This window comes from Mesorhizobium sp. M1163 (assembly GCF_040318415.1).
Taxonomy (GTDB): Bacteria; Pseudomonadota; Alphaproteobacteria; order Rhizobiales; family Rhizobiaceae; genus Mesorhizobium.
This window is the reverse complement of sequence record NZ_JAMYMF010000007.1, coordinates 100482-124396: the sequence shown is the minus strand read 5'-3', so window position 1 is coordinate 124396 and position 23915 is coordinate 100482. Positions and strand designations below refer to the sequence as shown.

The following is a 23915-nucleotide window of genomic DNA, read 5'->3' as shown; positions in this document are numbered from 1 at the left end:
TTTGAGCATCAGAACGGAGATGCGCGCTTCAACGCGGTTGTTCGGACGATCCCGATTTGCCGACATTTCTTCAAGCGCTGCGACGAGAGCGCTCGTTCTCTCGTCGAATTTGACCTCTTCCCGCGTTCAGGTGGCCGTGAATGACGGCACTCGTGAACGCTTGCATTTAGATTGCAGGGGAATTCGAGATTCTTTGCAGAGTCAGATTTCAGCGCGAGGGCCGCAAAGTCGTCATAGGACTCGTTGGCAAGCGAGAGATCGTCAAACCACCAGATAGCAGTCCAAAGGTACTCATACCGAGCTTCGAGCTGCTGTCTGAAGGTGCCCCCGTCTTTTGCAAACCGGATGGCACGGAGAAACTGTCCGTCTATCTCTGTCCGCGGTCGCTCCAGCCCGCGTGACAGTTTCGCGGCGATCAGTGCCTCCGATGCCCGCTGAATTTCCAGCCCAGCAAAAGCCTCGGGGTCTGAAAGCGCGGCTTCGGCATCCGCGAGCTGTTGAGTTCTCGAGTAGTCCGTCGGACCTAGCCGCAGCCTGTCTGTGTTTTCCTGTCCGACCCCAAGATAATTGTACGCGATGTCTTTTTCGGTCACCCTCAATAATCTCCTTGGTGATCCAAGAAATTCGTCTTCCAGCTGCGCGCGCGCCTTCGACCGAGCTGGTCGGCTGGTAACACAGACGATGCGATCGTACTTTCGGCCAGTGCCGATTATGCCCTGCACATCTTTGCGCACCTTTTCGGCCCACGCCTTCTTGGCACTGAACGCAAACGCCCAACGCTCGCGCGCGGCCTTCAAATCACCGATGTAGGTCTGACTGATCTGGTCACTGACCGGATAGGTCTCGCTATCGACCTTGCTGTCTCCGCCACCTTCTGGACCTGTCTGTGGCCGCAGGTTTGGACAGATGACACGCTCGCATAGCTTGCGGCAGAAGAGTTCAAAGTCCTGAGTCTGATTGCGATCTGTGATCGTGTCGAGTTGGAAGCTAAGCGTCGGGCCATCAAGCACATATGACGAGCGGTCGCTGGTGTCCGAGTAATATTCCGGTCGGAGTTGTCGCATGAATTGCGAGGGGGTTATACCCAATCGCAGTTCATCATCGGCATTCTCAGTAGGATTCACTTTCCTTCCCATCCCATTTAGATATATCGGAAGTGCCTCGATTAACATCTTTCGCGGTCGAAGATCGCCGCTTTCGATGTGGAAAATTTTTACAGTGAGCGGTCAGGATGATGGCGCGCCCGCATTTGTTGGCGAAAGCGCTTGGAGCGACTCCCGCGCCGCGACTCTGTATGGGACGATGGTTACGGGGAATGCTGATGTAGGCAGCTTGTCGGGATAGCCGTTCCGCCTGCCGCTTCACCTGCGACCAGCTCTGCTGGCCGGGGTCGCCATCGTCGAGCGCGCCGGACCCGAAATGCTCCAGATGCTGCGTAGCCATACCGTCGGGAGAACAGAACCCGCTTCAGCAATCTTGCCGACAGGATAATGGCCCAAACCAGCCGGCAGCGACCGCCCGCGCAGTTGCAGATAATTTGAGAATCAGAGCGATTGCATTCGCACATTAAATGCCAAAGCCGATCGTAACGGCCGCATTCTTACGGTTAAGTGCCAAGCGACACGCGCTTCGGCTTGGAGTCGACCCTAAGCGGTCGTCCCGGGCGTTCGCAGTGAATTTTCTGCTGTCCCCACCCAAAGCGGTCACTACGGTGCAAGGTTACCTCGGCAAAAAAGATAAGGAACCAGCCGTCGAAATCGCCGGCCTGGGTGACGCCGCCTTGCTCCACGATGACGGCTGGCAGAAGTATCAAGTAGCTAGATAGCGCGTGCAGGGAGATGACTTATCGGATATAGTTCCCTTTCCGATTATCTGGGGGGCGCTAAGATGTTAGCCTCTGACCTAGAGAAATTTATCGAGCAGGATCATTTGGCTGCGGATGCCTTCGTGAAGGGCGATCCTGAACCGTTGAAAGATCTCTACTCGCGACGGAATGACGTCGTCATTGCTAATCCATTCGGGCCGGCGGCCAAGGGGTGGGAAAAAGTCGCCGCGACCATGGACCGGGCGGCCACCAACTACCAGGACGGCGAGGCCACCGGTTTTGAGCGCATCTCCGAGTACGCGACCGCGGACTTGGGTTACATTATCGAGGTCGAGCGGTTCCGATCCAAGGTCGGGGGTGGCGACAAGCTGGTGCCGATTGCACTTCGGGTCACCACCATATTCCGGCGGGAGGAGGGCGCGTGGAAGATTGTCCTCCGTCATGCCGATCCGATAACCTCAGCCCGCCCCCCGACGTCCATAGTCGGAGTGTAGAAGGACCTCTTTTCCTGTATCTTAACCGGAACGATGTGGCTCGCCGGAAAAGATGCCACTCTGTCGACAAAGCGCTCTGCACAGGTGACTCGATCCGGCTGTACCAAAACGGCGTGCATGACGCCGCCTTGCTCAGGGCCCTGGTTAACTGGGCGCGACGATCAATGATGATCAGCTCCGCGCCGTGCCTTTGCCGCTGCCAACCGAAAGGGTGCACCTCTGTCTATGGCTGTTTGAGCGATTCGATCTGTCGCTCTCCGAAGTCGGGGTGATTCGAAACCTCAGGGCGCCAGAGGAAAGCTGAGAAGATCTCAACTGCTGCGCGGTCGCTGATCCGATCGCGGAAGTCAGATCCGGCAATCCGAGGCGCTGGCAGTTTACCAGGGGCCTTTACATTTCGAGCAGCCGCGGAAAGACATCCACCGGTGTAGAGGAACCCGGCCGCTTCTCCGAGCCCGCGATCTACCTGGTGCGCCCCGACGGCACCCTCTATTTCGGCAGCGTCCAGACCATGCCGTTCGCGCGACCGCATTTCGCCGACATTCTGGGTGCGATCGACTACGTCGTGAAAAATGACTATCCGGCCCGCGGCGAGGTCGATGAAGTCTTCGAGACCGTCGAAGCGTAGCCAATGCCAATTGCGGAGTCTACGTGGTCGACTCGCCCACCGAAATCCTGCCCATCACGATGAATTATCTTGGACTGAACCCCGAGAGCACCTCGCCGGAAGACTTCGGCAAGGCCGAAGAGGCATTGATGCGTATCCGTCCCGACGTCCGCAAAATCGAGTCATCCGAGTACATCAACACTTGGCGGACGGCGACATCTGCCTGGCGATCGGCTGGTCGGGCGACGTCCTGAAGGCAGCGACCGTGCCGCTCAAGCCGGTAACGGCGTCACAATCGCCTACTCGATCCCTCGGGAAGGCACTGTGATGTGGTTCGATCAACTGGCAATCCCCGCAGATGCACCGCATTTGGACGAAGCGAATGCCTTCATCAACTACCTCATGAAGCCTGAAGTCGCCGCCAAGAACACAAATTATGTATTTTTTGCCAATGGTAACAAAAAGCCTCACAAAAATTCGTTGAAAGAAGCATTCTCGGCGACCAGTCGATCTATCTGACGATACCACGCTAAAGAAGCTTTTCGCCGTCCTTCCGTACGACCCGAAGGCGCAGCGCGTAGCGACGCGCACCTGGACCAAAATCGTCACGGGTCAGTAATTGACGGCAGTTGCGCTTCCGACGAACCGCCTGATTGTTGATCGGTCATCCGTCAATCCGCAATGCCTGCTTTCCGCAGGCCATCTAGCCAGTGCTCCACGTCCTCCTGACGGCGATATGGAGAGCCGCGCTTGTAGTCACCTAGAGTGAAACCAGGCTTGCGCTCGAGGCACCTGCCCCAAGCCAATTTTGCCTCGTTGATGCGTCCGAGCTGTCCCAAACACGCAGCCAGATTGGCGAACCCGCGATCATAGTTGTCGTTGTCCCATCGGCGGAACGAATCCAGCGAAGCCTCATAACCACCGAGCAGATAGTAAGCGAATGCGAGTAGCTCGTGGACATCGCGGTGTTCGAGCGGACTCAGCCGTCTGAGCCGCTCGCCGATCTCGCGGGCCTTCGTGAGTTGACCACTCCAAAGGCAGATGAACCCGACCCAGACGAGTACGATCGGGTTTGTCGGGCCCATCGCGAGCGCGCGTTGCCAATGAGTCTCGGCAGCCTCGAACTCCCCTTTCCATCCATGCAGAGCGGCGACGACCGCCTCTGCCAGTCCGCTGGCGTCGCCGAGTTCGATAGCCCGCAAGGCCGACTGCATGGCCAACACCTTCATATCTCCGTCCGCTCTGAAAACCGAAAGGGTCGCGTAGGCGTCCGCGAGCCATGCATGCGCCCGCGCCGAATCGGGCTCCAAGCCAAGCGCAAGCTTTAAGAACTCGACACCAGAGACGGTGTCCTTCTCGGTGAATCGATGCATAGAATCGATGCCGCGCAAGAACGCGTCATATGCGCTGAGGCTCGTTTGCGTTTGCCTGGTCCGAACGATTTCAGCAGCGCCTACCTTGCCGACCAGTGCCCAGGCGATCCTCTCGGTCACCTCGTCTTGAACCGCGAAAAGGTCCTTGAGGTCTCGATCGTAGCGCTCGGCCCAGACGTGATTGCCAGTTGCCGCTTCTATCAACTGTGCAGTGATCCTGACGCGCGCACCCGCCTTTCGAACGCTTCCCTCGACGAGGTACCGTACACCGAGCTTCCTTCCGACCTCGGTGATGTTTACGGTTTGACCCTTGAAAACGAACGAGGAATTGCGTGCGATCACGAACAGACTCTGACTGCGACTGAGTTCGGTGATGAGGTCCTCGGCTATTCCATCCGAGAAATAATCCTGCTCCGGGTCCACCGACATGTTTGTGAAGGGAAGCACCGCCACCGATGGCTTGAAAGGGAGCGGTAAATCTTCTGCGGAAGCAATTTCTGGATAATCCCGCTCTTCTGTTTGAACCCGGTAGGCATGCACCGGCCCGGCAATGTTCTTCATCGCATGCTCGCCCAAGTCGACGAACGTATAGGGAACCTTTCCCTTTACCTGATCATAGACACTGCGCCCAATCACGACGCCCCCGGGCTTGCTGACCTTCTCGAGCCTGGCCGCCACGTTTACGCAGTCGCCGTAGATCGTCGTTCCATCCAGGATAACCTCACCGGAGTTGAGACCCATTCTGAAGGCCATGCGCCGCCCTTCGGGGAGGTTAGTATCGCGTGCCGTTATGCGGTCTTGGGTCTCGACTGCGCACTGCAACGCATCGACGGCACTCGGGAACTCGATCAGCAGGCTGTCGCCTGCCGTGCCGACCAGCCGGCCCTTGAATTGCGTAATCTTGGGATCGATCACTTCGGCGCGCAACGTCTTTAGATGTAAAAGGGTTCCAGCCTCGTCGGCCCCCATAAGACGCGAGTAGCCGACTACGTCCGCTGCCAAAACCGCTACGAGCTTTCGTTCCGGGCGCGCCACGATGCCTCCTGGACGGCAAAGAGTTCACATCGGTTTGCCGCGAGCGTAGCACTCGCGTCTATCCGCAACTAGCCAGAACGTCCGATTTGGGGTCAGCTCCAGCCCTTGGTCCCACCGGGCTAAACGTCCGCCATCTTTCTTTAGACGCCAAAAGCCGACAGACCGCTTCCGGCCCCAAGGCTGGCGGGCGGCAATGCGCCCCTTCCTGGACATTACCAAAGCAAGACCACGGGGAATTCTGACCCACTTCCCGAACTTCATGGCCTTCGTCTCGCTGGAATGTCTAACGCGACTCCGTCATGATCTCCCAGCCCTGTCGAGCGACGCTGCCCCAAGCCCGTGGTGCCGACGCAGGTGATGAGGGCAGGCTAGATCAGTGCAGCGGATCCACCCGGCGACTTTCCTTTTTGCGGCTCGAGCCTTGCGCGACATGGGTGACGGCTTCGTGGCCGTTCTGTTGCCGGTCTATCTCCTCGCATTAGGCTTTGCACCTCTGCGGGTCGGCGTCATCGCGACCGGATCGCTGCTCGGTTCCGCGCTCTTGACCATCGGTGTCGGACTCCTTGGCGCCCGGTACGATCACCGCCAACTCCTGCTTGCCGCCGCAAGTCTGATGGTCGCCACGGGTGCGGCCTTTGCTGTGGTCCACGACTACGCGCTGCTTTTGGTGATCGCCTTCGCAGGCACAATCAACCCATCGGCCGGCAGCGTCAGCGTCTTCGTGCCCTTGGAGCATGCCGTGCTCACACGCGAAGTCACTGACGCCGCGCGGACCAAGATGTTCGCGCGTTACAGCCTTGTGGGTGCGCTCGCAGGCGCGGTTGGCGCGCTCGCTTCGGCGACACCTGATCTTCTGGCTCCAGCCGGCCTCGACCAACTCACCGGTATCAAGGCGATGTTCGTGCTCTATGCATTGCTGGGCCTGCTCGGCGGTCTCCTTTACGCGCAGATCCCGCAGCGCCGTCCAACGTCGGACTCCGGCAGCACGTCCGCGCTTGGCCCCTCGCGCAATATTGTTTTCAAGCTTGCGGCACTTTTTAGCCTTGATGCTTTCGCCGGCGGCTTTGTCGTCCAGTCGCTGCTTGCCCTATGGCTTTTCGAAAAATTCGACCTGTCGCTCTCGGAAGCGGGCTTTTTCTTCTTCTGGTCGGGCGTACTTTCGGCGTTCTCATTCCCCGTTGCAGCTTGGCTGTCTCGGCACATCGGACTCATCAACACGATGGTGTTCACACATATTCCGTCCAGCCGGCCCTGATGCTGGCGGCGCTTGCGCCGACGCTCCCTCTCGCGCTCGCTTTGCTGCTGATTCGCGCCGCACTTTCGCAGATGGATGTGCCCACGCGCTCTTCCTACGTGATGGCGGTTGTCACCGAGGTGGAGCGGGCAGCCGCCGCGAGCTTCACATCGGTCCCGCGCAGCCTGGCCGCCGCAGCCAGTCCCGCGCTGGCGGGCGCTCTGTTCGCTGCCTCGTTCCGGGCTTGGCCCCTCCTCATCTGCGGTGCACTGAAGATCGCTTACGATCTGCTGCTGCTGATGCAGTTTCGGCACCTCAAGCCGCCGGAGGAACGGTGATGCAGCCGCACTGGTTTGGGGTGTTTGACCAGGATGGGTCATCGCGAAGGAAAACGTTGGAAAGGTTGTCGATCACTTCCGGCTGTCGCGGAGCGTGAAATGTCGCCTCGCTTCCTCATGACATTGTCTGCCGCACTTTATCGGACATCATCGGTGTATGCGGGGGCGGGATCACCCGTTCCGTCGAACGTCTGCTATCGAGCGTGGAAAAGCCGCTGCAGAAGGTCCGCATCGGTGAAGGTTTTTCGATGTGGGCCGCAGCGCGAGGGTGCGGGCTGGGTCGACATCGGCCCGCGTTGAAAACCCTCCCAAGGAGGAAGCCGCGGGGTGCAGGGTGGGCCTATGGGGAAAGCGCGGGGCTGGCGGTGACCGGCGGGCACGACAGCAGCAATCGGGTTGGCCCAAAAGCTGCCGATGATGTGATGAGGGTTGGTTCTTAAGGCCGCCTGCCGTTGTGTCTCGGCGATTTTGCCGTGTTCGGTAAAGCTTGGCGCAAACCGACACTATCCCGGAATGCAGGGCAGATCGGGCTCAGCTTTGGGCAATGTGACGGGGATCTCGTCCTGCGAGCTGCTGCCTCGGTGGCGCACGGGATCTGGGCTGCTGGCCGCGGCGGAATATCTCGACGATGCGCATCGGGCCGCCGCAGTCCGGGCATGGCTCCCTGAGAGTGAGCGGGGTGATCTCGACGCTTGGCGCTTCATCCTGTGAGGGGGCCTCCGCCCCGAGCAGTTTCCTGATCTTCACGACATTGGCCTTGCGGTCCGCGCTGGCCAGCAGGCCGTAATGGCGGATACGATGGAATCCATCAGGCAGCACGTGGATCAGGAAGCGACGGATGAACTCTCCCGTGGCCAGCCGCATGACCTTCTGGCGGTCGCCGTTCTTGACCCGGTAATCCTTCCAGCGGAAGGTGACAGTCTCGGCATCCGCGCTGATCAGGCGGCTGTTCGAGATCGCCACGCGATGGGTGTAGCGGCTGAGATAGGCCAGCACAGCCTCGGGACCGCCGAATGGGGGCTTGGCGTAGACGACCCATTCGGATTTGCGTGGCGGGCGCGAGCCAGGCGGCGAAGGTGTCGGCGTGTGCAAGCCCGGCCAGATCCCCGAAGAAGGCCAGATCGCGTGATCTCCGCAATCTCTTCCGCTGCTCTCGGATCGGCAAATGCGCCATCGAGGTCGTCCGTGACGCGGTTGACCGCGGCAAGACCGATGCGGGCGCGGCAGTGGTCTTTCTCCTCAATGGCCAGTGCCAAGGCCTCCTCATAGGCCGCACGCGCGTCGGCGATAAGACCTGGATTGTGCTGAATGTCGCCGCTGGCACAATAAAGACCGGGTTCCGTTCCTGCGTTGCTTTTCACAGCCAGTCCCTGCCCGATCAATTCCAGGGCCCCGTCGTAGTGGTAGGCGCTGGCCTCGCGATATGCGGCGTCGAGGTAGGCTTGCGCAGCGCCGACATCTTCGGCTCTGCCGAGATGTTCGGCCCGCATGATTGGGTCGCGCGCAAGGGGATCGAGTCCCGCTCGCGCCCCGATTATAGGCCGTTACCAGCCGTAGCTGAAGATGGCGCCGCCACCACCGTCGCCGTTCTGCACGACATTGGCCTCGGTGTTCCTTCCGAACTGGAAAATACCGTAGGCGTTGTCGTTGCCGTTCTGCCTCAGGATGGCGGAATGGCCGTTGCCCTCCTGATGGATGATGCCCAGATTGCCGCGTCCGGACTGGCGGATTCTGGCGCCGTGCAGGCCGCGATACTTCGAATAGACGCGCAGGCCGGTCGCCAGGGCGCCGGCGTCGCGGGCGTTGGCAGGAGCAAATGTCACCGACACCCAGCCTCCTGCGTAGGCCGGTGCGGACAGCGCCACCTGGCCGATGCTGCCGGCAACGAGAGCGGCAGTAAGGGTTATGAACATATTGCGGGTCATCTTGGTCTTCATTTCCGGCTGCCTCCAGCCTATGGCCAACCTTCCCATATTGCGGCTGAACCATCCCGGAACCCGTCGTTCAGCTGTCGTTCAGTCATTTTTCCCTGCTCGGCACACATAGAAAAGGGCGCCGAACGCCGACGCCCTTTTTCGTAAACTGGCCGGTGCAATCAGGTCGCGCCGCCGACCCGCGCGGCGCAGCCGATGCTCTTGCCATCGACCGCAACTTCGAGCTTGGCGTCGTAAACGGCGCCCTTCGCGTCGAGCGTGACAGCGCCGAGCGTAGCTGGCTTGCCGGGCGCGGCGCTGAAGGCGCCGCCCTGCTCGATACTGGTGCCGCCGGTGCGACCGGTGCTTTCGACATGGAAGGAATAGGTGCCACTCACGTTTCTGTCGGCATAGGCAAGCGCCTCAAGCGAGACCATGCCCCCTTCCGGCGTGGCGCGGATCTCGCAGCGCACCGGCCCAACGGACTGGTCGGCGGTGGCCATGGTCGCCAGCGCGCCGGCCGGGACCAGGACCAGGGCGAGTGCCGCCATGACGCGGCGGGAATGCTTGACGATGCGGGGCATGGTTCGTCTCCTTGGCTTGGCTAGCGGCGGCCCCGGAATTTTTCGGCGGCCGCCTGGCCGTTGCCGTGTTTATGGGCAGGCCTGGACGAAAGCTGCGACATTGCCGCTGCCGCCCTGGCTGACATTGGCATCGCAGCCGTGGCCCACCTGTACGCCGGCAGCAATGTTGCCGTTACCGTCCTGGGTCAGAATGGTGGTGTGGTTGGAGCCGAACTGGCCGACGCCGGCCACGTTGCGGTTGCCGTTCTGGTAGGTGGCGCCGTAGTTGCCGGCCCCGTCCTGGCCGATAGCCGAAAGGTTGTGGCGGCCGCGCTGCTGGCCGATCACCTTGTTGAAGCGGCCGTTCTGATACACCCGGATACGGTTGTTGAAGCGGTTCTGGGCGCCGCCGGCCGAGTTCGACCAGCCATATTGCTCGATGCGCACGTCATTGGCCATGGCCGGAGCGGCGGCAGTGATACCGACAACAGCGGCAAGCGCGGTTGCGATGAAAGAATTGCGGATCATGAGAGCGTCTCCTTTGGCGGACGGGACCGCGGTTGAACGGCTTCTTTTTAGGAGATGCCGTTCGAACTAAGGCTGAAGGCGGCGTTCAGCTGGGGTTCAGGAGGGCTTGCGCGGGTCGTGGCTGCGGCGGTCAGGCCGCTATTCGCTAGGGCAATGGGTGGAGCACACTCGCCAAGGGCGGCCGGTGTTGGGTCATTTCTATACTTAGCGATTGGCCGCTTCCGGCCCACAGGCTGCCGGACGGCAATGCGCCCATGCCAGTCATTCCCACGACGCCGTCCATCCACCAAAAGCGGACATCGCTAATTTGCAGGCCACAGGCAAGTTGTGCGCCCGACATCCATCTCGAACGACTGGTGTCGATCCTACGCGGACCATCCGACCAATGGCTCGGAGCTATCTTCCTTTGGCTCCGCAGTAGTGCCAGACTGGACGGAGGGAGCACGACATGAGTGAGACCCGCAAAATAGCAGCGATCCTGGTCTCGGATGTAGTCGGCTACAGTCGGCTAGCGGGCGCGGACGAGGATCGCATCCTGGCACGACTGCGGGCTCTGCGCAGCGATCTCATCGACCCCACCATTGCTGTTCATCGTGGTCGCGTCGTCAAGCGCACAGGCGACGGGAGCCTCGTCGAGTTCAGCAGCGTGGTAGAAGCAGTGCGCTGCGCGATCGAAGTGCAGAATGCCATGGTTGAGCGCAATGCCGGGGTGCCGGATGATCGCCGCATCGAGTTCCGCATCGGCATTCACCTGGGCGACGTCGTGCAAGAACGCGATGGCGACCTTATGGGCGATGGGGTCAATATCGCCGCGCGCCTGGAAGGAATCTGCGAACCTGGCAATATCTGTCTTTCCGAACAAGCCTATTGGCAGGTTAAGTCAAGGCTCGATATCGCGATCAACGATCGCGGTGAGGTGCAACTCAGGAACATTGCCTATCCGATCCGGGTTTATTCGCTGCAGGTCGGCGTCCCAACTAAGGCAAAGCCTGCGGCACCAACTGCGCCCCTTGTTCTAGATAAGCTTTCGCAGCCGCTCGCACCGCCCGACAAGCCTTCAATTGCTGTGCTGCCCTTCATCAACATGAGTGGCGATTCCGAACAGGAATTTTTCACCGACGGGCTGACGGAGGACATCATCACCGATCTGTCGAATGTGTCCGGCTTCTTCGTGATCGCCCGCAACTCCACCTTTGCCGATAAAGGCAAGCCCGCCGACGTCCGTCAGATCGCTCGCGATCTTGGCGTCAAATATGTTCTCGAGGGCAGCGCCCGGCGGTCCAACAAGCGGTTGCGCGTCAATGTGCAGCTTATCAATGCGGAAGAAGGCGGCAATCACGTGTGGGCCGAGCGCTTCGACCGCGAAATCGCCGACATCTTCGACGTTCAGGACGAGGTCACGCGACGTGTTGTTGAAGCGATTTCTGGCAAGCTTGGTGAAAAGAAACTTGTTGCCCGTTCCCGACCGTCAAATCTCGAAGCCTATGATCTTTGTGTTAGGTCGCGAGGCAAGTGCAACAATTCTAGATCAGACAACCGTGAGGCATGTGCTGACTTGGAACGTGCCGTTCAGATCGATCCAAACTACTGCGAGGGGCACAGCAATCTTGCCATCTCACTGCTATTTGGCTGGATTATATGGGGAGAGCCACAGGAGCCCAGCCGCGCAAAGGCTCTGATACACGCGCAACGAGCCGTTGAAATCGATCCCGACGATTCCCCGCTCGCAGGATCCTGGGCTGCGTTCAGCTTTATGAGCGCAACTGGTATGAAGCAAAATCCCAATTCGATGCTGCCGTTCGGCTTAATCCCAACAATGCAGATGCGGTTGCGTGGATGGGGGAGCTGCAAATCTACTTAGGCGATCCGCAAGCGGCGCTGATAGCTTGTGGCGCTGCGCTCCGTATAAATCCTCGTCCACCCGGTTGGTATTTCTGGATCATGGGCATGGCGCAGATTTCCGCCGGTCACTACGAAGAAGCCGTTGCGTCATTGAGCCGGGAGGAAACGTACGGGACGGGTTCGAGGGAGCACCTGGTTCCCGCGCTTGCGCTTGCCGGTCGCGTTCCTGAGGCACAGGAGGAAGCCCGCCTATTTCTTGCGGGCAATCCAAATTGGAAGGTCGGTGATTTGGTGGCGAACTCACCCTTCAAGAGCCCGAGTGATGCGCAGCCGTTAGTTGATGGCTGGCGTCTGGTGGGCTTGCGGGAATAGCGCGTTGGCAGCAAGGCTGGAAAGGGGTGCTGGTTAGGGCCGCCGGGCCCTAACAGCCCGCGCATGTGGTAGGGACTTACCCGGCCCTTCTGTCGCGGCGCACGCCGATGAACTCGATCCGCTGCCGCGCCTGATCGCACGCCTTCGCGACGGACCTTTCCATCTTGTCCTGATCGCCCCCCTGGTATCTCAGCGTGGTCAGCCCGGCGAGGTCGGAGGGCAAACGTATATTGGCGTCCGCCTCGACCAACAGAAATGAACGCTCGCGACCCAAGCGGCCGACCGAGATGCCGTATTCGAAGTGCACGTTGTCGCGGGCGACCTTACTGCTCTCGCCCCGCAGAACGAGGATGTCGTCAGCCTTGGCCACGGCGATGGTGAAGTCGGCGCGTTCGATCGCATCCTCGAGCGAGCTGATGGGATATTCCGACACGGCGAACGTCCCGTGATCCCAGAGATAAGCTTCGGCCAAGGAGGTGACGCCGACGCTGCTGCCGGCCTTCTGTCCGGAGCGCCACATCAACGCCGATGGCAGCTTCTGCCTATATTGGCGTGCCGTCGATGACATTCAGTCGCGTTGCGGAGGCGACGAGACAGCGATTGGCGCGTCGGCTTACTCATGACGGAAAACAACTTGGACGTCGAGCCGAACGTGCTCGTTCCGGGCAAGCAGCCGCTGGTCCTCCTCAACCGCGCCGAGGTTGTGGCGGCGAGGGAGACTGCCCGAAAGCTCTCCACGGCTGCGGTCGCGCGGGCATCCGCGTGAGCGAACGGGATCCACACCTCGCCGGGATCAGCGCGATCCTGCTGTTTGGCAGTCGCGCGCGCGGTGACAATGAGAGGGGCTCCGACACCGACCTTCTTCTAGTCTCTCCGCCGGGCGAGCCCCGGCATCGCTCGATCGGCCACCTGTCAATGTTCTTCTATCCCTTGCTCAAGCTGCTGGCCGACGCCGGCGATGGCGATCTGTTTGTCTGCCACATCGCGCGGGAGGCCAAGCCAATTTTCGACCCGGCCAACCACCTCGAACAGCTGCGCGCCTCGTTCAAGGTCCGAGAGAGCTACGGCCGCGAAATCAGCCTCGCTTCCGATCTTGGATGGTTTATTGAGCGACACGCGGACGAATTGACAACCGCTATTATTGCTAAGCGGATCGTGTGGTGCGTTAGGACGATCCTAATCGCCCGGACGGCCGAGCGCGGCGCACCCGCGTTTGCGCCGGCCGCGCTCGCCGCAACGACGTCATCCAGCGCGGGCGCGGAACTGCTTTTCACAAGTCATCAACGCAGGGCAGACGTGCTGATGCGCCGCCGCTTTCGTCAATTTCTTGTAGATGAGGGTTATGGGCCGCCACTCCCGAGTGAGGCTGCCCCAAGAGACTACAACGAGCATTTCAAGCGCACCAAGAATAGCGTTGCCCTCCAAAAAGTGCTCCAGGGGAGCCACGTGGCGGAACAGCACTACGGTTAATCCTACCGCCGCTGCCATCATCATTGTTGAAGCTTATGTCAGCTTCGCTCAGTCATGTGCCGAATGCTGACGTTCGGCATTCGGCCCCACACCGGTCGTTCCGTTGGTCCGGTTTAGTGGACGCGTCTGGCGATACGGCCATCTTCTCCAAGCGATACGGATACGTGCTGCATCTTCACACCAACCCCACCCTGAAATCCTCCAGAACCTGAGCCAGCCCTCGCGCACCGAGAAGGGTCATAACACGCTTCGCCTGAAGCTTCGGTACCGCGCGATCGTAAATGGCAAGATTGGTCGCCTCATTGAGGCGCGAGGGATAAATGATCCCGTCGGGCTCAGATGGGTGCTCGTGAAACGCCAGTGACCACCGGCGTGCCAGGTTCTGCCGCTGTGCCCGAACGACATCGGTCGGCACACCCATCCGAACGGCATTGTCGCCTCTGAGATCGACCAGGCGTAGGTTTGTCGTGGTCGCGATCTCCGCATAGTGCCGTCGGGTCAGCTCCACCTCCTCTATTGGAAGATCGTCAAGGATTCCTTCGCGGCGGTCGCGGAGTACGGTCTCGAGGAAGCACACCTTCAGGGAGTCACCGAGGTAAAGAACGCCAAACCGGTTGGCGTCAAGACGGCGTCGAGGATCGCTGAACCGGCTCGGCGACTTCCCGTACCCCAATGGATCAGGATAGGTGCTCCAGTAGATCCGACCGAACGTCCGACCCCGCGGTATGGTCTCGATTTCGAGCTTTGCGCGCGCGAAATCGGGTGGAGGTGGAACGCCGGGCATTCAGTCGAAATCGCCCCTGGCCATGCCTTCCGCCACTGCCAACACCGAAGCGTCATCGCCTTGCTGAAGGGCCCGAAGGCCGGTCCGCCCATCGAGGGCGCCATGGCGCGACACCAAAAACCGGTACACCGCCCAGGCGCTATTGCCAAACGTCGCATGGAGCGTCGGCAATGCCCCGAACGGCCGGCCGTCTTTGTCGAGTTGCCACACAGGAAAGCGGAAGCCGCGCTTCGCGCCATCGATCCCGAGCACTTGCCCATTTTGCCGCCTGGCGTTGACGGTCACCCGCGACGTGCCGAGCAGCTTGGCAAAGGCATCCGCGCTCAGCATGTCCTCGCCGGCTACAATCTCGGCGACACGCTTGCGGCCACGCGCGCGCGCTCCGGCAAGCGCCGCCTCGAGTTCGGCATCGGGCATGCCCGAGTCCTCGACGGGAAAGGTATCGTCTGAGGCGATCGGTTGCTCTTCAACCGGCGTGATCGTCTGGGCGCCGGCGGCCGGATCGACCTCTACCCGGAACGATACGCGGTGGCCGATCTTGCGGCTGCGTGCGATCGCTTCCTGATAGCGTTCCAGCAATACCCTCTTGAAGTCTGCCTGTGCCGGCAGCTTTGTCGTGAAACTCAGGGCGGCGACTCCCGCATGCGATGCGGTCCCGCTATGATTGCTGCGTTTTGGAGCGGCCATGATGAGAACCTCCTGCTGTCACCAATATGGTTACAGAGCGCAAGTTCGTCAAGTTCGATAACTTCGTAAGGTAGAAGAACCTTACGGCGAACGGCTGCGGACTAAACAATTCCCCATGCCCGAAACCTTCCCCTCCCCGTCATCTCGCGCAGCCCGAGCTCGCCGACCAGGTTGAGCGCTCCCTGTTTTGTCACTTTTAGCCTATCCTGGATCATGGCAGCCGAGACGAGTGGCCGCGACATCGCGAGCTCGACCAGGTCGGGCAATTTTGAGCTCGCGCGTCGTTCACGCAGTCGCCGCTCTATCTGGCCTTTCGCCATCGTCAGCCGATCGTGCTCCTTCAAGCCGGCCAGTGCTGCGTCGTGGATTCCATCGAGGCAGGCCAGCAACCGATCGGAGCGATTGCGCGCCCGCCGCCGCTCTCGTGGTATGTTCTTGGCGCCGAGATGCAGGCTGGCGAGATGGTTGGCGCCAATTCCTTCCTGCCGCAGCAGCGCGGCCACGAGCAGCGGCCCGAGCCAAGCACCGTGCTGCAGCACCTCGATGTCGGACCAGGCCTCGAGCAGGATCGCGCCGCGCAGGACGACCGGCAGGTCTCGCGTTTCCGCGATGACGGCCTGCCATTCGGCCAGGCGTACTTCTTCATTCCAGCGTCGAGACGTTTCCTCTTTTCGAGCCGGCACGTCGGCGCCGCTCAGGATTTTTGATGAGCGTGCCAGGACGGCATCGATCTCGGCAAATTCTTCGGCCAGCAGGTCGTCCTCAGCGTCATCGCGACCATCGGCTTCAGTGGCGCTGGCGGCAGGAACCCCCTGCCCTTCCCGGCTTTTTTGTGCCGATGGCGACATCGCGCCGCCGCGGCCGGTCAGGGCCAATAAACCGTCGCGGCTGAGCGCCCAGTCCGGCTTCTGCGCAAAAATTCGCCGTCGGGTTCGCAGCACCGCATGCGCGCGGGTGAGCTCGTGGGTCGGCGTCCGAATGTCCATATGGGCGTCGTGCAGGACGAGGTCTTCGACGTGGACGAGTTCGCCCGCGAGCCAGAGCGCGGCAGCCGCGTCGGCGAAGTGCTGGCGCTCGACAAAACCGTCGCGGACCGGTGAGCGGGCCAGCCGCTCGTCAAGGCGCGCCGAAACCTCGGTTGCGCGGGAAACCGGCCCTATGAGGGTTTTCAGGGACAAATAGCTGATGTCGTAAGCCATTGGTTTCATGATGACTGATTCGCCATAGTCAAGCTATCTCGCTGTTAGGTTGACTTGCAGGGGATTTTCTCTGGCGACCTTCTCACTATCGATAATGACCTCTTATCGATACTTAATCGTTACACTCAGGAAGCCCAGTTCCAAGTTCGTTTGCTTTCTCCCTCCGAGCCAACGATGCGGCGATCCCTTCGCAGGTCAGAAGCAGCAACTGGTATACTGCTCGTTGCGCAAGCTCCGGCAAACTCGCAACCCGGGCGCCCCGCGGCGTGGTCGTTGCGCAGTTAAGATCATAGACGACCGCGCGACTTCCCCCTCGCGTGCTAGGCACCTGCGGCTTCCTTCATGCGCGCCAGATGCTCCACGGCAGATCTGTTCAGCGCACTTGTGCAGTGCCGTCCGTTCTCCCAGCCAGACGAGCGCTTCCTCACTGATCAAGTAATGTTTGGAATAGCGGGCCTTAACACAGTGAAGACGGTTGACGAGGAAAGCGAAACCGACGGGTGCGCGTAGGCCGTCTTCCGTGATCGCGGAATTACCTGAATCACCAAGTTCGGTACTATCCACCGCGGCGGACCCCAACCCGCCCGGCCGGCGCCTATTCAGGCAAACTACCCCAACGCCCCCCAAGCGGCGCCGGCCACCTTCCCCGCTAGGCGAGCGCTTCAGTTCCTCGGCAGCTTGTGGATCTCCAACCTGACCGGGCCGCCTCTGTCACAGCTCGTACAGAACAGGGCCCTTTCGACCGTGCTGAAAAGCGCATCTTTGCCATAGCGCCGGACCAGGCCAGCGGCCTTCACCTCGGCATGATGTGAGCAGTTTTTGCACCAGGCGCGCAGCGTGTGCCATTCGCGCAGATCGCCAAGCGATACGTCGAGGCCGGCGTGCACGCTACCCGCAACGATGGTATGCGGCGGTACCGTGGGCTCGCCCGGTGTAACGATCTTCTCCATCACATGCCGGCTGTTGTAGTGGATCAGCAGCATCCCCGGCCGGCGCCTGATAGCTGCCTGCCAGGCGGCCTGGCTGACGCTCGAATCCGGCGATCGACTTATCGTCTCAACGAGCGCCTTCTCCTCGCGGTCCCAAACCTCGATCCGGAAATTGTCCTCCGCTGTTTTTGCCATAGCTTCGCCGACCAGCGCTTTTGGCACTTCGCGACCATTCCTTCCCGCCTCAGATTGAAACAGAAATAAGGAACAAATTCCTCTCCGGTCAAGGCGCTCTTGACATTGTTGTTCTTATTTCGTTCGGAGTCGCAGGGTCTTGGCGGCTTCCTGGAGGCGGGCGCGATCGAGGGTCCGCTCGCCACTGTGCGAGCAGTGGGAGGGTACCTATCAGCGCATGAAGGGACTAGGATACGCATGACAACGTTATCAACTTCAACCCGCCGTGCAAGTTCCAGGCGCTATTGTGCGCAGGACCATAGCCCAACGCGGTCAGACTTAGGTCCTGGGGTTTCGGGCAGCTCGAACATCCAGTCGAAATGGCGCCGTCTTGACGATCGCCAGCCCAGCGCCAGTATCCTGGCGATGGATGAGAACTACAAATATGGGGAAAGAACTGGCCTGCAGCTCGTTCGCATGGCGATTGAGCTGACCTGCCCCGCCGGCGTTCTGCCTAGCGAGGAGGCGGTCAACCTGCTCTATGGCCCGTTGCCGGTGCATGAGGGCGAGGCACTTGCAAAGGCGATCATCGAGACAGTCGAACGGCTTACGCGCGATTAGCGGGTTCCACGCAGAAAGCGGGCTTCACGTAGAAGCGATGACCAATTGTTTCCTATCAGGTTTACAAGGTCTTTGGCTTGTGGTTCGGAAATGCCGGTTTGTTGCATTAGGTGCTTCACGACCGCACCGACCGCCGTAGCCTTATCATGCTCATTTTCGTCAACCATAGGGACACCGCCCCTTTGGTGACGGTAACTACTGGTATACTAAGCTTCCCGAAAAGACAACTGACGAGATGCTCAGATTGTATGTTTTTAACACTCCTTCCGGTGTCATTGACTCCCCTTACGAGCGGTAGTTGAATTTGTTTCTAACTCGCGGCTCCTTTGGGAGGGAGTGAGTCAGATGCTGGGGCGCCCTTCGGGCCATGGTTTCTATCCCAACGATCTCGCAATTTGTCAGCGGGTCTTCGATCAGTTTTGCAGCGAGCGAAAGCTCGATCCATCATCCCCGGAAGTAGATGGGCTGGCAGCGACGCTCATTTCGCTCTTCGGCAACGGCTGCACCGACGAGGCGATACTTCTTGAGTTGTTCAGGAAAGCCACATAATGGCGAAAGCGAGATCCGCGCTTGAAGACGATCCTTATAGCGCCGCAGAGTTCGCCGAAAGGCACGGCTTAACTGTCAGGACGGCTGAGATCATTCTCAAGTGCAATGGTCCTTCGAAGGCGGCATGCGACGGAGCGGCGCGCGCGTTCAAAGAAGCGTTGGCGATGCGCAAAAGGCATTGGTTCCGAGACCCGCACTAACCCTCGTCCCAGAAATCCTGCAGCGAGGCATGCCGCAGGTCTTCCTCACCTCTCAGGTACTTGATGCGCGCCTTAATCCCTGGCTTGACCCATTGCGTCGCCGGCCGTTTGGGCATGTCCTTCGGCGGCGAGCCGACATGCTCCTGCGCCCGCTTCCATAGCCGCTCGCGCATTTCGCGGTTGATGCTGACGAAAGCGCTGCCGACATATTTGCGCGTGCCGGGCTCCGCCATCAGGGCGAAGGCGGGCTTGCCTTGCTCCCACTCGACACCGAGCAATTCGAATTCGCCCACCGTGTAGCATTTGGTTTTCAGCCAGTTTGTGGTCGGGCCGCTGACATATCTGCTGCCGAGGCGCTTCGATACCATGCCTTCCAGGCCGGCCTGATCGACGAGGTGATAGATGGCGTTCGCCTCGCCCGGCAGCGCCTGGCTAAACTGGATGCGGATGTCTAGCGGGATGATGCCCTCCAGGATCTCGCGGCGCTGCTCCATCGCCATCTCGCGCAGATCGTGACCGTTGAGGTGCAGCAGATCGAAGGCGACGAAATAGAGATCGTGCTGGCGTCGCGTGATCGCTTTTCGCAGCTCGGCAAAGTCGGACAGGCCCTTGTCGTTGAGAACGATGATTTCGCCGTCGATGATGGCGTTCTCAACGTCCAGCGTTTTAGCTGTTGCGGCGAGGTCGCGGTATTTCGACGTCCAGTCGAGCCCGCGACGGGTGAAGACGCGCACCCGGCCGGCGTCGATGATGATCTGGGAGCGGTAGCCGTCGAACTTGACCTCGTGAGTCCACCCGTCGCCCTGCGGCGGCTTGGCTACCAGAGTAGGCAATCATGGGAGGTATGAACTCTAGACCTCCGGCGCCGGCAGTCGACCCGTTACTCACGACACGGGTCTAGGTCTTGGTACGCCAGAACGCATCCCTCAAACGGGGGATGCGCGATCCCTCCTCCAAGGGTCCTCACCGGTCGTCGGTAGCAACAAGCCGGTAACGGAAGTGATTGCGGATGTGGTCGTTGAAGTAGCGACCCTTGGCGAAGGCGGCTCGGAATTCGGCGTAAATGTCCGGCGGCACGTCCTCGAATTCGTACCGTTTGCCGCTGGCGACAAACCACACCGAGAGGGTTTTGCTGTCGGGATCATATTCCGTTTTGCGGATCGAAGTAGATGGCATCAGCACCACAGCAACGCCCCGAGGCCCGCGCCCTTGCGGGGAGCGCGGGCCGATCGGGATACCGATCTGCAGCAATACCTGGAGGGGGAGGATTCGCTGCGTGCACCGAACTTTCGCGGCGGTCCCGTGTTCCCAACCGAGATACACAAGAAAGTTAGCCGCAAAAACGAGTCGAAGCCTCGTTCGAAACTGCATGCATCCGCGTCTAGCCCAGTTTCACCTGATTGAGCAAACAGGCCGACTTCCTCAGTCGGCTATTGTCAAGCCGCTTGGGTTTTCATGTCATAGCCGCTCACCATTTTGGTCACAGCGGAGAAATCGAGCTTGCCTGAACCGAGGACAGGCACTTTCGCAACGACGCGCACTTCGGCCGGCACCATCAGGTCCATGGCGCCGTTGGCCTTGGCGAAGGCCAGGAATTCGGCACGCGTGGCGTTGACGGCCTCGGTAATGAGGATCAGCTTTTCGCCCTTGCGCGCATCTGGCACGGCGGCGACCGCCGAGAGAGAGCCTTTCCACAATTCGCCCGCCAGCGCCTCGACGGCGGCCAGCGAAACCATCTCGCCACCGATCTTGGCAAAGCGCTTCGCGCGGCCTCGAATGGTGATGAAGCCGACATCGTCGACGGCGACGACGTCACCGGTGTCATGCCAGCCGTCTTCGAGCGGCTCGAGCACGCCCGGCTTCTCGGTGCGCAGATAGCCTGCCATGACATTGGGCCCGCGCACGAACAGCCGTCCGCCACCCTCGACGCCAGGCACCGGGTCCAGGCGGTACTCCATACCCGGCATGATTTTGCCGACACTGCCCGAGCGGTTGTACATCGGCGTGTTGATGGAGATCACGGGCGCGGTTTCGGTCACGCCATAGCCTTCGAGGATGCGCAGGCCGAACTTTTCCATATAGGTCGCGCGCGTCGAAGGCTTGACCGGTTCCGCGCCGGCAAAGCAATAGCGCACTGAGCGGAAGTCGTAAGGGTGTGCGGTGCGGGCATAGCCGGCAAGAAACGTATCGGTGCCGAAGATGATCGTTGCGTTTGAGGCGTAAACCAACTCCGGCACGATCCGGTAGTGCAACGGCGAGGGATAAAAATAGACCGGCACGCCCGAGATGAGCGGCAGCACCGTGCCCGCTGTCACGCCGAAGGAATGGAAGATCGGCAGCACATTGAAGACTTTGTCGCCCGAATGGAAGTCGATCCGCGAAGCGGCCTGCGCGGCATTGGCCAGGATGTTGCGGTGGGTTAGCACCACGCCCTTGGGCGTGCCTTCGGAACCTGAGGTGAACAGGATCACCGCCGGTTGGCCGGGCTTGCGGGCGACCCGGGGTGCGCTCTTGCGCAAAAGGCCGAGCAGCTTGTCCTTGAGGCCAATGGTGGCCCGCAGATCATCGAGCCAGACGATGTCGACCGATCGGCCGAGTTCCTCGATCACGGCGCCGAGTTTCGCTTGTTCGACAAAGGCGCGCGAGGTCAGCACGGTGCGCACCTCGGCGGCTTTGCAAGCGGAGAGGATGTTGGCCGCACCGGCGGTGAAGTTCATCATCGCCGGAACCTTGCCGGCCGACATGACGCCGAGCAGTGTCGCACAGGCGCCGTTAGCGTTGGGCAGCATGATACCGAGCGTCTGCTGGCCGGCATAGAGGTGTTCGAATTTCTCGCCAAGCACCGCAGCCGCCGTCAGCAGCTTGCCGTAACTCAGCGACCCGCTAACGGGGTCCTGCACGGCCAGCTGCTTCATGCCGCGTTCGTTCGCCGTCTGGACGATCTTCTCCAGCACGGTCTTCTCGATGTCCTGGGTGCGGAAGAGGAGGTCGGACATGACCTGGTAGAGGGCAGCGCCCGCCGCTGCGCGGCGCTTCCGGCCCTTCAGATCCGGCGCTACTTGAAGTTTGACGGGCTCCAGAATGGTCACCTTGACCTTCGGGAACAGCCGGCGACGAACATGCTGCGAGGTCAGCCGCGAAAAATAGCTCTTCTCCAGGCCGTCGATGCGCACGGGCACGACCATCGAGCCGGTCTTGTCGGCCACCATGGCGGCACCGTCATAGACCTTCATCAGGCCGCCGGTCACGGTGATCCGGCCTTCGGGGAAGATGACCAGCGGATCGCCGCCTTGCACGACCTTGATAAGCGTGCGGGTCGACATCGGCTTGGCCGGATTGAGCGGCAGGGCGCGGGCGAGGTTCATAAACGGCTTCATCCACCAGGCCTGGGCGATGGTGTAGTCGATGGCAAACACCGGCTCCTCATCGGTCAGAGTCAAAGCCAGCGGGCCGTCGAGGAAACTGACATGGTTGAGCGCCAGGATGGGTGCCGGGCCGGCCGCCTTGAGGTTTTCCAGCCCCTCCACCTCCAGACGATGGAAGGCTCGGAACAGAATGGAAACGAAGTCGCGGAAGGCGTTGGTTGGCAGATATCTCAGCATCAGCCAGGCGGCGACCACGTTGAGTGCGGCGAGGCCGAACAGGATACCTCCAGTGGAGACGCCCGCTGCTTGAATCGCGGCGACGAGTATGCCGCCCACCGTCATGAAGCCTGCATTGACGATGCTCACGGCGGCGACGACGCGAGCGCGGCTGGCTTCGGGCGCCCAGGCTTGTACGGCGGCGAAGGTCGGCACGACAAGAAAGGCGCTGGCAATAGCCATGCCGGCAAGGTCGATCGCAACATGGACCGTGTTTGGCCCGGCGAAGAATATTGCGAGCGTTTCGGCCCTGACCGAAGGCTGCATACTCCAGATGGTCCAGGCCAGGTCCAAGCCGAATAGTGCCATCAACGCCGTGCCAACCGGGGCTGGTAAGAGCACGATGCGGCCCTGCGACATCCATGCGGCTATGGCAGAGCCTATGGCGATCGAGACGGCGAACACCGCGAGATAGGCGGTGACAGCGATTTCTCCGCCACCGAGCGAATCCTTGACCAACGTAGGCAGGATCGAAAGGACAATGGCCCCGATCAGCCAGAACCACGAGGTCATCAGTCCGGCGCGCCAGATCCGCTTGTCGGTACGCAAGCCGTTGACCTGTCGCCACGTTGAGCGAAAGATGTTTTTGTCGATGACTAGGTCGGGGGCCGCAGAACCGGTGGACGGGATGTAGCGGCTGACAAACCAGCAACCGATGGCGAGGATCATCATCATCGGCCCGAAGACCGAGACGCCTATGCCATCGGCCGAGACGACGCCTCCGGCGATAGTGCCGCCGAGGATGGCGGCGAAGGTTGCCGATTCGATCCAGGCATTGGCGCCGGGCAATTCCTTGCGCTCGAGATGATCCGGCAGGATGCCGTACTTGATCGGTCCGAACAGTGCCGAGATGATGCCGAACATGAGCAACGCCATCATCAGCACCGGGATCGACGACAGCGCGATCCCAACGACTGCGACAGCGGCTGCCGCGATTTCGGTGAATTTCAGCCGACGGGCGATGAGCGCCTTGTCGAACCGGTCGGCGATCTCGCCACCAAGGGCAGACAGGAGCAGGAAAGGAGCCATGAAGACGGCACCCGCCAGGGTGACCAGTGATGCCGCCTTGTCCGCCGCCAGGGTGAACAGAATAAGGAAAACCAGCGTGTTCTTGAGGAAATTGTCGTTGAAGGCGGACAGGAACTGCGTCCAGAAGAGAGGCGCAAAACGCCGTGAAGTCATCAGATGCCTGTTCGTAGGGTTGTTCGTGACGATTTCCATTGGGGCGGCTTCCATTGGGCAAGACCGTTGAACATCGCGGTCGTATCGATCAGCGGTCTTGCGCGGTTTGAGCTTCTTGTAGTGCGAACCCGGTTACACTTCGTTACTGCGGCTCAAATCGATCGGCGGCTTTTGGGTTTGGGGACTTCTAGCCTCTTCATGAAGCGGCTTGCCTCTTCCGCGTCTCGCAGGGTCTTGGTGATGGTGATCGAGGTATGCACGAGCCTGGTCGCAAGCGGCGATGGCGAAATTGGCATGGTGAAATGTTTGCAGGCGCTTGAACCCTTGGGAGCATAGCTGTTGGACGTCACCGATA

General features: G+C 60.6%; 22 protein-coding genes and 5 pseudogenes. 12 read left to right on the top strand and 15 right to left on the bottom strand.

Annotation, left to right across the window (positions count from 1 at the left end; translation table 11 throughout):
* Nucleotides 1–8: 8 nt before the first annotated feature.
* A complete protein-coding gene (locus NKH43_RS09295; RefSeq protein WP_352857689.1) occupies nucleotides 9–1124 on the bottom strand; it encodes a hypothetical protein in 1116 nt (371 codons plus the stop codon).
* Nucleotides 1125–1672: 548 nt separating this feature from the next.
* Between NKH43_RS09295 and NKH43_RS09290 the strand changes: the two genes are divergently transcribed.
* The 4 genes and pseudogenes from NKH43_RS09290 to NKH43_RS09275 form a co-directional block, all read left to right on the top strand.
* A complete protein-coding gene (locus tag NKH43_RS09290; RefSeq protein WP_352857687.1) occupies nucleotides 1673–1825 on the top strand; it encodes a hypothetical protein in 153 nt (50 codons plus the stop codon).
* A gap of 62 nt (nucleotides 1826–1887) precedes the next feature.
* Nucleotides 1888–2319 (top strand): YybH family protein, encoded by a 432-nt coding sequence (locus tag NKH43_RS09285; protein ID WP_352857685.1) that lies wholly within the window; start codon nucleotides 1888–1890, stop codon nucleotides 2317–2319.
* A gap of 364 nt (nucleotides 2320–2683) precedes the next feature.
* Nucleotides 2684–2947: pseudogene (locus tag NKH43_RS09280) on the top strand (hypothetical protein); the annotation flags it as partial.
* An 8-nt stretch (nucleotides 2948–2955) separates the two neighbouring features.
* Nucleotides 2956–3545: pseudogene (locus NKH43_RS09275) on the top strand (extracellular solute-binding protein); the annotation flags it as partial.
* A 52-nt stretch (nucleotides 3546–3597) separates the two neighbouring features.
* Here NKH43_RS09275 and NKH43_RS09270 read toward each other — a convergent pair.
* On the bottom strand, nucleotides 3598–5334 hold the full coding sequence (locus tag NKH43_RS09270; RefSeq protein ID WP_352857683.1) for an adenylate/guanylate cyclase domain-containing protein: 1737 nt from the start codon (nucleotides 5332–5334) through the stop codon (nucleotides 3598–3600).
* Nucleotides 5335–5764: 430 nt separating this feature from the next.
* Here NKH43_RS09270 and NKH43_RS09265 point away from each other — a divergent pair.
* Nucleotides 5765–6906, top strand: a pseudogene (locus NKH43_RS09265) (MFS transporter).
* Nucleotides 6907–7437: 531 nt separating this feature from the next.
* On the opposite strand, the pseudogene NKH43_RS09260 reads toward NKH43_RS09265, so the two are convergent.
* The 4 genes and pseudogenes from NKH43_RS09260 to NKH43_RS09245 form a co-directional block, all read right to left on the bottom strand.
* A pseudogene (locus NKH43_RS09260) lies at nucleotides 7438–8035 on the bottom strand (IS91 family transposase); the annotation flags it as partial.
* A gap of 415 nt (nucleotides 8036–8450) precedes the next feature.
* On the bottom strand, nucleotides 8451–8831 hold the full coding sequence (locus NKH43_RS09255; protein WP_352857819.1) for a curlin: 381 nt from the start codon (nucleotides 8829–8831) through the stop codon (nucleotides 8451–8453).
* Between the two features lie 170 nt (nucleotides 8832–9001).
* A complete protein-coding gene (csgH, locus tag NKH43_RS09250; protein ID WP_352857681.1) occupies nucleotides 9002–9403 on the bottom strand; it encodes a curli-like amyloid fiber formation chaperone CsgH in 402 nt (133 codons plus the stop codon).
* A 69-nt stretch (nucleotides 9404–9472) separates the two neighbouring features.
* The gene (locus NKH43_RS09245) at nucleotides 9473–9910 is read right to left on the bottom strand and encodes a curlin (protein WP_352857680.1); all 438 of its coding nucleotides are present in this window, start codon (nucleotides 9908–9910) and stop codon (nucleotides 9473–9475) included.
* A gap of 448 nt (nucleotides 9911–10358) precedes the next feature.
* Between NKH43_RS09245 and NKH43_RS09240 the strand changes: the two genes are divergently transcribed.
* Together NKH43_RS09240 and NKH43_RS09235 are read left to right on the top strand one after the other, a co-directional pair.
* The gene (locus tag NKH43_RS09240; RefSeq protein ID WP_352857678.1) at nucleotides 10359–11771 is read left to right on the top strand and encodes an adenylate/guanylate cyclase domain-containing protein; all 1413 of its coding nucleotides are present in this window, start codon (nucleotides 10359–10361) and stop codon (nucleotides 11769–11771) included.
* Between the two features lie 86 nt (nucleotides 11772–11857).
* On the top strand, nucleotides 11858–12124 hold the full coding sequence (locus NKH43_RS09235) for a hypothetical protein (protein WP_352857676.1): 267 nt from the start codon (nucleotides 11858–11860) through the stop codon (nucleotides 12122–12124).
* 76 nt (nucleotides 12125–12200) lie between these two features.
* Here the strand turns inward: NKH43_RS09235 and NKH43_RS09230 are convergent, their stop codons facing one another.
* Nucleotides 12201–12644, bottom strand: coding sequence for a TIR domain-containing protein (locus NKH43_RS09230; protein WP_352857674.1), 444 nt, complete (start codon nucleotides 12642–12644; stop codon nucleotides 12201–12203).
* On the opposite strand from NKH43_RS09230, the gene NKH43_RS09225 reads away from it, so the two are divergent.
* Genes NKH43_RS09225 through NKH43_RS09215 form a run of 3 tightly spaced genes read left to right on the top strand, consistent with a single transcriptional unit; the run spans nucleotide 12601 to nucleotide 13594 of the window.
* Complete coding sequence (locus NKH43_RS09225) at nucleotides 12601–12747, top strand: E2 domain-containing protein (RefSeq protein WP_352857672.1); 147 nt, start codon at nucleotides 12601–12603, stop codon at nucleotides 12745–12747. The two genes, NKH43_RS09230 and NKH43_RS09225, sit on opposite strands and share 44 nt — an antisense overlap.
* Nucleotides 12744–12890 carry a hypothetical protein gene (locus NKH43_RS09220; RefSeq protein WP_352857670.1) on the top strand — a complete coding sequence of 49 codons (147 nt, stop codon included), beginning with the start codon at nucleotides 12744–12746 and terminating at the stop codon, nucleotides 12888–12890. Before NKH43_RS09225 ends, NKH43_RS09220 begins: the two co-directional genes overlap by 4 nt.
* Nucleotides 12887–13594: a nucleotidyltransferase domain-containing protein gene (locus NKH43_RS09215; RefSeq protein WP_352857668.1), complete on the top strand. Its 708-nt coding sequence runs from the start codon at nucleotides 12887–12889 to the stop codon at nucleotides 13592–13594. Before NKH43_RS09220 ends, NKH43_RS09215 begins: the two co-directional genes overlap by 4 nt.
* Before the next feature lie 175 nt (nucleotides 13595–13769).
* Here the strand turns inward: NKH43_RS09215 and NKH43_RS09210 are convergent, their stop codons facing one another.
* The 5 genes and pseudogenes from NKH43_RS09210 to NKH43_RS09190 form a co-directional block, all read right to left on the bottom strand.
* Nucleotides 13770–14378 (bottom strand): RES family NAD+ phosphorylase, encoded by a 609-nt coding sequence (locus NKH43_RS09210; RefSeq protein WP_352857666.1) that lies wholly within the window; start codon nucleotides 14376–14378, stop codon nucleotides 13770–13772.
* Nucleotides 14379–15065, bottom strand: a complete 687-nt coding sequence (locus tag NKH43_RS09205) for an XRE family transcriptional regulator (protein WP_352857664.1) — start codon at nucleotides 15063–15065, stop codon at nucleotides 14379–14381.
* A 101-nt stretch (nucleotides 15066–15166) separates the two neighbouring features.
* Nucleotides 15167–16264, bottom strand: a complete 1098-nt coding sequence (locus NKH43_RS09200) for an RHE_PE00001 family protein (protein WP_352857662.1) — start codon at nucleotides 16262–16264, stop codon at nucleotides 15167–15169.
* A 320-nt stretch (nucleotides 16265–16584) separates the two neighbouring features.
* Nucleotides 16585–16726: pseudogene (locus NKH43_RS09195) on the bottom strand (nucleotidyltransferase); the annotation flags it as partial.
* A gap of 200 nt (nucleotides 16727–16926) precedes the next feature.
* Complete coding sequence (locus NKH43_RS09190) at nucleotides 16927–17388, bottom strand: hypothetical protein (protein WP_352857660.1); 462 nt, start codon at nucleotides 17386–17388, stop codon at nucleotides 16927–16929.
* A 456-nt stretch (nucleotides 17389–17844) separates the two neighbouring features.
* Between NKH43_RS09190 and NKH43_RS09185 the strand changes: the two genes are divergently transcribed.
* Nucleotides 17845–17988 carry a hypothetical protein gene (locus NKH43_RS09185; protein WP_352643794.1) on the top strand — a complete coding sequence of 48 codons (144 nt, stop codon included), beginning with the start codon at nucleotides 17845–17847 and terminating at the stop codon, nucleotides 17986–17988.
* A 345-nt stretch (nucleotides 17989–18333) separates the two neighbouring features.
* Nucleotides 18334–18537, top strand: coding sequence for a hypothetical protein (locus NKH43_RS09180; RefSeq protein WP_352857658.1), 204 nt, complete (start codon nucleotides 18334–18336; stop codon nucleotides 18535–18537).
* A gap of 196 nt (nucleotides 18538–18733) precedes the next feature.
* On the opposite strand, the gene NKH43_RS09175 is transcribed toward NKH43_RS09180, so the two are convergent.
* The 3 genes from NKH43_RS09175 to NKH43_RS09165 all read right to left on the bottom strand — a co-directional run bounded on the left by NKH43_RS09175 (nucleotide 18734) and on the right by NKH43_RS09165 (nucleotide 23599).
* Entirely contained in the window at nucleotides 18734–19570 is an 837-nt protein-coding gene (locus NKH43_RS09175) for an ATP-dependent DNA ligase (protein ID WP_352857656.1), read from the bottom strand.
* Between the two features lie 130 nt (nucleotides 19571–19700).
* Entirely contained in the window at nucleotides 19701–19913 is a 213-nt protein-coding gene (locus NKH43_RS09170; protein WP_352857654.1) for a KTSC domain-containing protein, read from the bottom strand.
* A 260-nt stretch (nucleotides 19914–20173) separates the two neighbouring features.
* The gene (locus tag NKH43_RS09165; protein ID WP_352857652.1) at nucleotides 20174–23599 is read right to left on the bottom strand and encodes an acyl-[ACP]--phospholipid O-acyltransferase; all 3426 of its coding nucleotides are present in this window, start codon (nucleotides 23597–23599) and stop codon (nucleotides 20174–20176) included.
* Nucleotides 23600–23915: the final 316 nt, after the last annotated feature.